Raw genomic sequence first — 11,526 nt, forward strand, 5'->3', positions numbered from 1 at the left:
TTTAAACAGGGTATTAGGGGTGTCCCCTAAATCATTCCGATAGGAACAAGTAGAAAATTGAATAAAAAGAAGCGAGCCCAAAAGGGTCCGCTTCATCAATTTTCTCGTAAGTGTCCGTACACTTACTGTGCTTGCTATTAAGGTTTTTTAAAAGCAGGCATTAAGCCAAGTATTTAATTTATATATCCATATTACCGCACTATGGGGATAATGTCAGCGTGAAAAGGTTAAATTTTCTAGGAAATTTAGCTATATTTTTAAGTCTATTATTAATTGAATTGTAAAGAAGAAAGAAAAATACTATAATATATTAACAATGTTGTCTATACAGTTATTAATATGAGGAGTGAACAACATGAATGATGTTAATGAATTACTAGTTGAGGCTATTAAAGAAACAAAAAAACTGGAGAAAGGTGAAATTTTTTTACTTAAAGATCTTTTTAAGGGATATCTTTGGAATAGAATTCCCAGGAGCGATAGGATTTTACTTGGAACATTATTTCTCAACCAAATCAACAAAATGGATGGTAAAGAGGTAAAGATAATAGAAAAACATCTTCTAATCAACAAAGATATATGAAAATTTAACAGATTTATAGCAAAAGAATTTGCCAGATTCTAAAGTACAATTGAGTAAAGTTTTTCACTATACATATAAAGTTGCAGTGTTTTAAGTAGATATACTTATCAGTTAAAGATATAAGGTTCATAGGTGTACTAAAAGAAAACTGGTTAAAAATTTATAACCTTAGTATGAGATAGAAAATTTTATAAAAGTGATAAAAAGATGATAGGTTTTACAAATGTTTTAAAGAAGATGATGGTAGAATAAAAAACGTAGAACTTAAACGTGATATGTCCTTGAATTTGATATAATAAGTGTATCAGACAAGGAGAGATTACTATGGGAACTAAAAAACAGTACAGCGCAGAGTTTAAACAAGATGCAGTTAATTATTATTATTCATCTGGCAAATCAATCAAAGAAGCAGCAGAGGATCTAAAAATTAGCACCACAGGTCTTAATAATTGGATTCAAAATGCCAAGAAGAATGATGGTGTAGTAAATCATAGAGGTTCTGGCAATTATTCATCAGATGCAGAAAAAGAAATTGCAAGACTAAAAAAAGAACTAAGAGATAAGGAAGATGCACTTGAAATACTAAAAAAGGCCATAGGCATACTGAACAAAGATTAACTGAAGCAATCTACAAAGAAGTAGAAGAATCATCTAAGAAGCGCCAGATTTCAGTTAACAGTGTGCTTAAAGTGCTAGGCGTTTCATCTTCTGGATACTATGATTACTTGAAAAGGCAAGATTCAAATCAGAAAATTAGAAAACAGCAGATTAAACAAGAAATTATAGAGATTTACAATGAATCCAAACAAATATATGGAGCACCCAAAATTACATCTATACTGCGAAGCAGAGGTTACGTTATCGCAGAGAAAACTGTTGGAAACTACATGCGTGAGCTAGGAATTAAGGCAATCTGGGTAAGTCCATACAAAAGGACGACAATTGATCCAGATTTTGATAATAAACTTAAAAATATTCTAGATAGAAATTTTTCACCTAACGCACCTAACACCGTTTGGGTAACAGACATTACCTATGTATGGACAGTAAGCGGGTTCGTTTACTTAACAACAGTAATGGATCTATTCTCACGAAGAGTTATAGGCTGGCACCTCTCAGATACCCTTTGTGTGGAAGGAGTACTAAGAGCCATTAACAAAGCGAAATCATCTAGGAAATTAGATACTCCGATAATTATTCACAGTGACAGAGGTGTGCAATATGTATCAAAAGCGTATATTGATGCAACACCAGCAGGCAAATTTATTCGAAGCTATTCAAAAAAGGGAACCCCTTGGGACAATGCTGTAATTGAGTCTTTTCATGCTCTAATAAAAAGAGAATGGCTCAACAGATTCGTCATAAGGCATATTAGTCATGCCCATGAACTTATTTTTGAATATGTCGAAGCATTTTACAATACAAAGAGAATTCACAGTTATTGCGAGATGTCTTCACCATATGATTTCGAGGATAAATATGTTGGTTAGACGATTCAAGAATATATCAAGTTTTTATTATCCGTTTTCTTGACAGAAGACCAAGAACATAAAATTGCTTGGGATGTCTTTAAGAAGATATGGCAAGAAAAGGAGGAATATAAGGATGGTGATGGCGATGTCCAATGAAGTAATTTTATTAAATAAAATTTTAGATGCAAGTGCTAACACGATTTGGGATGAGTTGAAAAAAATACGGGAATCTTCTGACTTAGAAAAAAAGATTATTAGGCGTAGATGGATATGGGAATTGATTCAAAATGCATCTGATTGTACACCTAAAGGTGGAAAAATAGATATTAAAATTGAATACAATAATAAAAAGATTGAGTTTAGCCATAATGGAGTCCCATTTTCTTATGAAAATCTACTTGACTTAATCACTCAAATATCCTCTAAACAAAGTTCTGAAGATAAAAAAATAGGTAAATTTGGAACTGGTTTTATGTCAACTCATTTATTATCAGAAATTGTGCAAATTGAAAGTTCTTTTATAGCGCACTGTGGTAAATATAAAAAACTAAGATTTACTATTGATAGATCCGGAGTAGAATACAAAGACATTAGGAAGAAAACAGAACTTATGCTACAACAATTAAAATTCATAAGCACAAATTCGGATGAATTAAAAGAAAAATATGAGGAAACAAAATTCATCTATTTAATAGATGACCATGTAGTGGAGGCTGTAGAAGAAGGAATAAGTGATTTAGAGGAAACTATTCCATATATATTGTCTTTCAATAATCATATAAATTCAATTTCATATAATGGAAAATACTACGAAAAGGAAAAGGAAATTACTTCAAGTAAAAATAGTAAGATAAAATTTATTTGCATAAGTGCACATGACAGTAAAAAAAAATTGTTAGTATTAAATGAAAATGGTATTATTATCGGATGCCCTATAGAGCGTTATGATGATAGGATATCTTTTTTAGAAATTCCAGATACTCTTCCAAAAATCTTTTGTAACTTTCCTTTAGTAGGTACGGAAGGTTTTAGTTTCCCAATAATAATCAATTCAAATTTATTTGAGGTAGAAAGAGATAGAAATGCAATAAGAGAGAATAATGAAGAAAATAAAATATTAATAAAAACTGCTGTCTCTTTATACAAAGAATTAATAAGTTATTGTTCATTAAATATGATGACAAAAGATATATTTAATATTTGTATTCTAAATTTACCAATTACGACTTCTAGCATTCAAAATAATTGTTATAATACAATCAAAGAATGCGTTGAATATAGTAAGATTGTAAAAGGGTTTAATTGTGAGAGGGAAGAAGAGATATTAACGTATAGGAGTAGTCCTGACTCCATACAAATAGGAATTCCAAAGACAAAAAACAAAGAACTCCTTGACTCATTTTGGGAAGTATTATTTTATTATAAAAACATATTAATACCAAGTAAAGATACTTACTTAGGTTGGTCTAAAGTTTTTGGAGGGAATCTTAACTTTTCTTGGATAAATGATATGTTTGAAAAACAAAATGATATGTTTGAAAAACAAAATGTTGACAATTTTTCTGATAATTTATATAACAAAACAGTATTGATAAATTGGTTAAATAAGTTTTATTCTCTATGGATTGAAGATATTGGTGTTGAAGAAGTTACAAAAATAGCCTTTGTTCCAAACCAAAATAATAAATTCGTAAAATTTGATAAAGTTTATTCTGATGAAAATATAGACGAGGAACTTAAAGAAATTCTGACATTATTAGGTGTTGATATTAAAAGTCAATTGCTAAATAAGGATATATTTTCATTTAATAATTTTTTTGAAAAAAATATGCATAAAATCAAAACGAATAATAATTGTTCTGAACGAATTGATAGTGAAGTTTCAAAATTATTAGGTAAAGAAACTATAGATAGAGAAGAAAGAGATGAACCAACTCAAAAAATATTTAACAAAATAACGAATTGGTTTCTATCAAATCCTGAAGACTCAATAAATTTATTTAAGAATTTATATCCAAAAAGAATGATGTTATCTTCTCCAAAAGAAAATTTGAGAAGATATAAAATAGCAGAAAAGATAGAAGAAAATAATATCAAGTATGAAGATTTAGATGGAATTATAGCTAATAGAGACAAGGTAATAGAGATAATTAGCAATTCTGAGTTGAGTAAAGAAGAGATTATAAGTCAATTAAAACACATCGTAAATTCATCAGTAGAAATGAAAGAACATGTTGATAATCTAATATCTAGAAGTATCAAAAATGTTTATGAATATTTAAAAAATCACAAAGACTATATACTCCCATCAACTTTAGAAGAGTGGAAAAAGAATAGTTTTTCTGAAACAGTATTTTCTGCAAAATATAAAAAACAAGAAATCAGAATTGTTATTCGACCGAGCGATCTTCAAAAGATAATCTTTTATTATGAGGAGGAATTAGAAGCTTTGGATGACTATGAATATCAATTATGGACTGATAATGGAGAAAAGCAATCTATGATTACTTTAGGTGATTTACTAAAAACAACTGGAATATCCAAAATTCCATTAAAAAAGATATAAGGAGGTACAATATTGTTTAGTTCAGTAGAGGATATTAAAAATAAAATTAGAAAAAATACAAGGAAGAACACATCATATATTCATCCCGTAGAAAGTTACGATTACATTGCAAAACTAGTATCTGCATACTCAAATAGTCAAGGTGGAGATATTATTTTTGGAGTTAAAGACGAAGGTGAAAGGCTAAGGGTCGAGAAATACCCCTTTCAGTTTAAAATGAAAAAACTTTATGATTTATTAGAGGGTAATGCTAAAGTAGAAAGTAGTTACTTCAGGATTGATAGCAAAAATTTGTACTATATTTCTGTTGAAAAATCTAGTGATTTAATTAAGGTAAATAATACCCCATATATATTTGACAAAAAAGGAAATTTTAAAAAAATGAAGATAGTTAAAGTATTTATCTCCTATGCACATAAGGATAGGGATTTAGTTAATATTATCGAAGAGTCATTTCAAAATTATAAAAATATAAATTTAACTCGTGATATATATGCGACTAAATATAAGGATAGTTTAGATAACTTCATGAAGACAATTAGGGAGCATGATTATGTAATTTCAATAGTAAGTAGTGCTTATATTAAATCATTAAACTGTATGTATGAGATTGAAAATCTTATGAAAGATCGTGAATATGAAGATAAACTCTTTTTTATAGTAGTTGGAAAAGAAGATATTGGATATTATAATAAAGCCAATATATATTTAGATTTTGAAGCAGGAATTTATGATTTAAATAAAAGACTACAATATATTGCTTATTGGAGAAGCAAACAAGAGGAATTGCATAAAAATATTAAAGAAGCAACATTGCCACCTGAGTCAATGCAAAATATTTCCAAAGACATGAGAAAATTAGATGCTATAATTCCATCCATGGATGATTTTATAAGTTTGTTAAGTGATAAAGTGGGTAGGACATTTGATGAGATGTATAAAAGTAATTTCCAGGAAATCTTATCTACACTGGATATATAGATATATTATTTAATTAAAATATTACACAAAAATCAAATGAAACTGAAACTAAGACTAAGACTAAGACTAAGACTATAGAAAACCTTTTATCGTCTTTTTATGCAAAAAAAGCCAGCTATTAAAGTAGGTAGGTAATTGTTGTTTAGGGTATACTAAAAGTTTCTCTTCATCATAATCGGATATTTGTACTGTTAATTCCAAGAAGAATTATATATGAATAGTATAAAGAATTTAATTCCTAATTAGTTGCTTTTTTGCCTGATTTCATTAAACTTCCTCAAGTTTATTTATTTTGTATCTCCATACGGGAAGTTCAATTAATCCAAAGATCATATACTTTAAGAAAAGACTTAACATATGATTTTGTGATAGAACAATGTTCCCATTAAAAGTAAAACCATGAATAAATATTTGAATTACAGGACTTAGTAGTCCAATGGCAAAGAGAACTGCAATGGACACACCTACAAATGCCATGAATAGGTTAAGTGGATTGCTAATTATAGGGAAGGTATCGTTGATAAAAAAATTAAAAGTCCATATATAAGTATTGCAAGGATTCCAACACCTGTATTAAGAAGATATTGCAATTTACCACCAACAAGTTTTACTGATATATTGGGATGAAAAAAATATATTGAATAAAAAATACAATAAAAAAATCAACTCCAAAAGCCAAGGTCTTAAAAGAAAACAAGGTAATATTTTTATAAAGCTTTACAAAAAGAATGGATATGATTAAACATATTCCTATAAATAATCCTATAGGCATATTGACTTCCTAAAATTAATATTTATATTTTCTGTGCCATCTTATAAATAAATTATACCACTTAGCTAGGGCAGGCTGCCAGACCTAGATTTAAAATATTATTAAGTTTATTTTTCTAAAAAAAATTCTGAGTCTTACTTGACAAATAAAATAAAATTAAGTATTATAAAATGTAGTATTAATCAAAGGAGTTTTATCATATGAGGCATAATATTTTTAAATAACTATTAATAAAATAGAACAAGTACGTTTTCCATGCAAAAGGATATTTGTATGGCTTATTAATTGTACTTTTATTTAGAAATATTCTCATAACAATAAATTTATATTTTTATGTATTATATAGCATTGACTAGACTGTAGATGTAACACCTTGATGTTATATCTAATTGTGTATGTTATATTTACTTTAAGTAATTATATAAAAATAAGTTCCCCTGTGAAGAGAGTATTTTATCACAGGGGATTTTTTATATAATTATGGAGGTATAAAATGAAAATTATTAATATAGGAATATTGGCACATGTTGATGCAGGTAAAACAACTGTTACAGAAGGTTTATTATATAAAAGTGGGGCAATTAATAAAATTGGAAGAGTCGACAATGCTACAACGATAACGGATTCGATGGAACTTGAAAGAGATAGGGGAATAACTATACGGGCGTCTACAGTTTCATTTAATTATAATGATACAAAGGTGAATATCATAGATACACCTGGGCACATGGATTTCATAGCTGAAGTTGAACGAACTCTGAAAGTGTTAGATGGAGCTATTTTAGTAATTTCAGCAAAAGAAGGAATTCAAGTTCAAACTAAAGTGATTTTTAATACTTTAGTGAAATTAAATATACCAACACTTATATTTGTGAATAAAATAGATCGAAAGGGAGTATGTTTGGATGAGATATATGCCCAAATACAGGAGAAATTAACTTCTAATCTTGCAATAATGCAATCAGTTAGAATAAAAGATAAAGATGATTTTGAATTGACAAATATAAAGGATGATAAAGTAATTCAAAATCAAATATCCGAAAAATTGTTAGATATAAATAATGAGTTGGCAGAAAAATATATAAATGGAGATGTCATTACAGGAAAAGAATATAATGATGTATTTTTGGATGAGGTTAATAATTGCAATCTTTATCCTGTATTTCATGGTTCGGCTTTAAAAAATATTGGAATTGACGAGCTATTATTTGCTATTACAAACTATCTTCCTACTAATAGTTATAATACTGAAGACCTTTTATCAGCATATGTTTATAAGATTGATAGGGATGAAAAATCCCGAAAGATGACTTTTTTAAGAATATTTAGGGGTAGTATTAAAATACGTCAGGAAACTTTTATAAATGGTGGAGAAGAAGTTTTCAAGGTAAGAAACTTAGGATCAATTATAAATGGTGAAATTGTTAAGGTGGATCAGGTTGGTAGTGGAGATATTGCCATCATTTTCAATGCTAATTCCTTGAAGATAGGAGATTATATTGGACATAAATATGATGAGGCGTTGGATACGGGGATAGCTCAACCATTATTAAGAGCCTCTATTAAGCCTTGTGATTTAAGTGAAAGAAGTAAACTGATAGAAGCGTTGCTTGAATTAACTGAAGAAGATCCATTTCTAGATTGTGAAATTAATGGAGGTACTGGAGAAATCATATTGAAGCTATTTGGAAATATTCAAATGGAAGTAATAGAATCACTACTTAAAAGCCGATACAAAATAGATGCTAGATTTGGTGAATTGAAAACAATATATAAAGAACGACCTAAAAGAAAGTCCAAAGCAGTAATCCATATAGAAGTTCCACCAAATCCTTATTGGGCATCTGTTGGATTGTCTATAGAGCCATTACCAATAGGATTAGGATTATCGTATGAGACTACTGTGTCATATGGATATCTGAATAATTCATTTCAATATGCAGTAAAAGAAGCTGTAGAAAAGGCTTGCAAAGAAGGACTTTATGGCTGGGAGATTACAGACTTAAAGGTAACTTTTGACTACGGATTATACTATAGCCCGGTAAGTACCCCCTCTGACTTTAGGAATTTAACACCATATGTATTTTGGGAAGCTCTTCGAAAAGCAGGAACTGAAATATTAGAACCTTATTTAAAATATACAGTTCAAGTTCCAAATGATTTCTGCGGAAGGGTTATGAGTGATCTTAGGAAGATGAGGGCTTCTATTGAAGATATAATAGCCAAGGGAGAGGAGACAACTTTAAGTGGAAAGATACCTGTTGATACATCGAAGTCCTATCAGTCAGAATTACTTTCTTATTCAAATGGAAAGGGTATATTTATTACTGAGCCTTATGGGTATGATATATATAATGATAAGCCTATAATTAATGATATTGGGAACGACAATAATGATAGCAATAAGGAAGGGTTAAGATATTTATTTCAAAAACAGGATGAAAATTGAGGCCTAGATATAAAATTTGAAATAGAATCGAGAAATCCTAGCTTTAAAATAGTTGGTGAGGATGCATACCTGTATCAATTAGAAAACTTGAATGGTAGTACATTACTAAAAAAATGAAATTGGTGATTTTCACTTCTGAATGATGGGAAAAATATAATTAAGATGACAGATTTAAAACGAGTATTTGAATCAATTGAATTTTATGAAGTAAAGACATATATTCAAAGTGGAAATGTTCTATTCAAATCAAATGAAGCGGGGGAATCCCTAAACGAAAATCATAAATCCTGTTTTATTAGTAAGTAAAAACGATGTTGTTTTAGTTGGCTGTGGTTACCCTAATTTCTTATCCTTATTAGAAGATGAAATGAGATCAAAAGGAATAGACGCAGATTCATTGACAAAAGTACTGATTACACATCATGATGATGACCATATGGGGGCCATATATGAAATTAAAGAAAGATATCCACATATTAAGGTAGTTTCAAGTGAAATAGAGAGTAAGTATATTTCTGGGAAAGATAAACCTCTTAGATTGCTGCAAGCAGAGGAATTATTAAAAATAATGCCAAAAGAACAGCAACAATTTGGAATTGATTTCTGTGAAACATTAAGAAAAGTTAAACCTGTCAATGTAGATATAATAGTTAAAGATGGAGATAGTTTGGATTGGGCAGGAGGATGTCAGGTTATCTCCACTCCAGGTCATATTTCATTATTTTTAACAGAGACTAATTCCATTGTAACAGGTGATGCGGCAGTTGTAGAAAATGGTGAATTAGTAATTACAAATCCGCAATTTGCACTTGACCTGAATATGGCTCAAGATTCGTTGAAAAAATTATTTCAATGAATTCAGATAATTATTATTGCTTCATGGAGGAAGATTAGTTAGGTTCACAAAAGCAAGTAAATACAAATAATTTAAAGAGCATAGATGGCCCAATATCAAAGAATGCAATTACTGTAGTAACTGGAGTTACAGAATCGAGAAAGTTATCATATATGGGTATTGATTTTAGGCAAAAGTACGCAGATGGTATTTTTATTGACCTAAAAAAGATATATACAAGTGTTAGATAAACAGTTTTTAGTTATATAGGGATATTATATTAATAGTGAATTAGAAAGTCTTGATTTATAAAAGGGATTTATTAGATTTCTATAAAATGAGAATTAACCTTTTAAATAACTTTGAGTTTATTGGGGAAAGTATATAATATTATTATTAATTAAGCAATAATGAGTATCTTACAAATGTTATATAAATTGAGATAATTATAAATACTAAAATGACGAAATTTAGGTCAAGAAAGAAGACCTTAAACTTCGTCATTTTATGTCTAATTTATTAAATCTTCTCAAGTTTACTCATTCGGTATCTCCATACAGGGAGTGCAATTAGCCCAAAGATCATATACTTTAAGAAAAGACTTAACATATAATTCTGTGATAGAACAATGTCCCCATTAAAAGTAAAACCATGAATAAATATTTGGATTACAGGACTTAGTAGTCCAATGGCAAATGGAACGGCAATAGACACACCTACAAATGCAATGAATAGGTTAAGTGCATTACTAATCACAGGGAAGGTATCGTTGATAAATAAAATTAAAAGTCCATACATAAGTATTGCAAGGATTCCAATACCTGCATTAAGAAGATATTGTAATTTACCATCAACAAGTTTTACTGATACATTGGGATGGAAAAAGTATATTGAGTAAAAAAATATAACAAAAAAATCAACTTCAAAAGCCAAGGTTTTAAAAGAAAATAAAGTAATATTTTTATAAAGTTTTACAAAGAGGATTGCTATGGTTAAGCATATTCCTACAAATAATCCTATAAGCATATTGACCCCCTAAAATTAATATTTGTGCTTTCTGTATCATCTTTCAAATAAATTATACCACTTACTCGGGGCTGACTGCCAGACCTAAATTTAAAATATTATTAAGCTTATTTTTTCTAAAAAACTATTGCAATAATCTGGAATTAATATTATAATAGTAATCACCAACAAGGTGTTGGTGATTAGAAAGGGGGTAGAAAATGAGAACCAAAAGTCCAAAAAGAATGGAAGAAATAATTGACTATGTAAATCAATATACAAATCACTATAGGACTTCTCCTTCTACCAGAGAAATTGCAAAAGCTGTAAAAACTGATAATGGTACTGTATATCGTTATCTTGTGGAAATGAATGAAAAAGGTATGCTTGAATACAATGGCAAAGAAATTATTACACCAACCATTAAAAAGATGGAAACCGACATGATACAAGCGGCTGTCTTAGGATCTGTATCTTGTGGACTTCCCCTTTTAGAAGAAGAGCATATTGAAAGCTATGTATCCTTACCTGCAAAGTTTTTTGATAAGGGCGATTATTTTATCCTTAGAGCCAATGGAGATTCCATGATAGAGGCTGGGATAGAAGATGGTGACCTAGTAGTTATAAGAAAACAAGAAGAAGCTAATGAGGGTCAAATAGTTGTTGCTTTACTGGAAGATGGAACTACTACATTAAAAAGATTATATCTTGACCAAGGCAAAAAGTGTGTAAGACTTAAGCCAGAAAATAAGAATATGAAAGATATAGTGACAGCAAATTGTTCTATTCAAGGAATAGCTGTAAAAATTATGAAAGACCTAGTATGATTTTTAGGGTCAAAAATTGTTTAAAGGTTAGGGGTT

The 11,526-nt window shown here is 29.3% G+C and carries 11 protein-coding genes; 9 read left to right on the forward strand and 2 right to left on the reverse strand.

The annotated features are described in order from the left end of the window. The first annotated feature begins 355 nt into the window (after positions 1-355). The 5 genes from ABV008_RS05130 (at position 356) to ABV008_RS05150 (ending at position 5,602) form a co-directional block, all read left to right on the forward strand. Entirely contained in the window at positions 356-583 is a 228-nt protein-coding gene (locus tag ABV008_RS05130; protein WP_502929743.1) for a single-stranded DNA-binding protein, read from the forward strand. 324 nt (positions 584-907) lie between these two features. Next, positions 908-1,201 (forward strand): transposase, encoded by a 294-nt coding sequence (locus ABV008_RS05135; protein WP_012159746.1) that lies wholly within the window; start codon positions 908-910, stop codon positions 1,199-1,201. 8 nt (positions 1,202-1,209) lie between these two features. Beyond that, complete coding sequence (locus ABV008_RS05140) at positions 1,210-2,073, forward strand: IS3 family transposase (protein ID WP_352418756.1); 864 nt, start codon at positions 1,210-1,212, stop codon at positions 2,071-2,073. 115 nt (positions 2,074-2,188) lie between these two features. Then, positions 2,189-4,621 (forward strand): ATP-binding protein, encoded by a 2,433-nt coding sequence (locus tag ABV008_RS05145; protein ID WP_352418752.1) that lies wholly within the window; start codon positions 2,189-2,191, stop codon positions 4,619-4,621. A gap of 12 nt (positions 4,622-4,633) precedes the next feature. Then, positions 4,634-5,602, forward strand: coding sequence for a TIR domain-containing protein (locus ABV008_RS05150; RefSeq protein WP_352418753.1), 969 nt, complete (start codon positions 4,634-4,636; stop codon positions 5,600-5,602). 267 nt (positions 5,603-5,869) lie between these two features. Here ABV008_RS05150 and ABV008_RS05155 read toward each other — a convergent pair whose 3' ends face one another. Continuing rightward, a complete protein-coding gene (locus tag ABV008_RS05155) occupies positions 5,870-6,079 on the reverse strand; it encodes a hypothetical protein (protein WP_352418754.1) in 210 nt (69 codons plus the stop codon). Positions 6,080-6,867: 788 nt separating this feature from the next. Between ABV008_RS05155 and tet the strand changes: the two genes are divergently transcribed. The 3 genes from tet to ABV008_RS05170 all read left to right on the forward strand — a co-directional run bounded on the left by tet (position 6,868) and on the right by ABV008_RS05170 (position 9,679). Beyond that, positions 6,868-8,823, forward strand: coding sequence for a tetracycline resistance ribosomal protection protein (gene tet, locus ABV008_RS05160; RefSeq protein ID WP_352418755.1), 1,956 nt, complete (start codon positions 6,868-6,870; stop codon positions 8,821-8,823). Between the two features lie 162 nt (positions 8,824-8,985). Further along, positions 8,986-9,129: a DUF1697 domain-containing protein gene (locus ABV008_RS05165; RefSeq protein ID WP_208853738.1), complete on the forward strand. Its 144-nt coding sequence runs from the start codon at positions 8,986-8,988 to the stop codon at positions 9,127-9,129. Continuing rightward, positions 9,104-9,679 carry an MBL fold metallo-hydrolase gene (locus tag ABV008_RS05170; RefSeq protein ID WP_352418757.1) on the forward strand — a complete coding sequence of 192 codons (576 nt, stop codon included), beginning with the start codon at positions 9,104-9,106 and terminating at the stop codon, positions 9,677-9,679. Before ABV008_RS05165 ends, ABV008_RS05170 begins: the two co-directional genes overlap by 26 nt. A gap of 498 nt (positions 9,680-10,177) precedes the next feature. Here ABV008_RS05170 and ABV008_RS05175 read toward each other — a convergent pair whose 3' ends face one another. Then, complete coding sequence (locus ABV008_RS05175) at positions 10,178-10,684, reverse strand: hypothetical protein (RefSeq protein ID WP_171301228.1); 507 nt, start codon at positions 10,682-10,684, stop codon at positions 10,178-10,180. Positions 10,685-10,884: 200 nt separating this feature from the next. On the opposite strand from ABV008_RS05175, the gene lexA reads away from it, so the two are divergent. Then, complete coding sequence (gene lexA, locus ABV008_RS05180; protein WP_018579530.1) at positions 10,885-11,490, forward strand: transcriptional repressor LexA; 606 nt, start codon at positions 10,885-10,887, stop codon at positions 11,488-11,490. The last annotated feature ends 36 nt before the right edge of the window (positions 11,491-11,526 follow it).

The organism is Proteiniborus sp., assembly GCF_040308045.1.
Taxonomy (GTDB): domain Bacteria; phylum Bacillota; class Clostridia; order Tissierellales; family Proteiniboraceae; genus Proteiniborus.

Excerpts from the sequence above, each read along its gene's own strand:
- ABV008_RS05130 (WP_502929743.1), top strand. The coding sequence starts at position 356 with ATGAATGATGTTAATGAATTACTAGTTGAGGCTATTAAAGAAACAAAA.
- ABV008_RS05165 (WP_208853738.1), top strand. The coding sequence starts at position 8,986 with ATGACAGATTTAAAACGAGTATTTGAATCAATTGAATTTTATGAAGTA.
- ABV008_RS05135 (WP_012159746.1), top strand. The coding sequence starts at position 908 with ATGGGAACTAAAAAACAGTACAGCGCAGAGTTTAAACAAGATGCAGTT.
- ABV008_RS05155 (WP_352418754.1), bottom strand. The coding sequence starts at position 6,079 with ATGGCATTTGTAGGTGTGTCCATTGCAGTTCTCTTTGCCATTGGACTA.
- lexA (WP_018579530.1), top strand. The coding sequence starts at position 10,885 with ATGAGAACCAAAAGTCCAAAAAGAATGGAAGAAATAATTGACTATGTA.
- tet (WP_352418755.1), top strand. The coding sequence starts at position 6,868 with ATGAAAATTATTAATATAGGAATATTGGCACATGTTGATGCAGGTAAA.
- ABV008_RS05145 (WP_352418752.1), top strand. The coding sequence starts at position 2,189 with ATGGTGATGGCGATGTCCAATGAAGTAATTTTATTAAATAAAATTTTA.
- ABV008_RS05175 (WP_171301228.1), bottom strand. The coding sequence starts at position 10,684 with ATGCTTATAGGATTATTTGTAGGAATATGCTTAACCATAGCAATCCTC.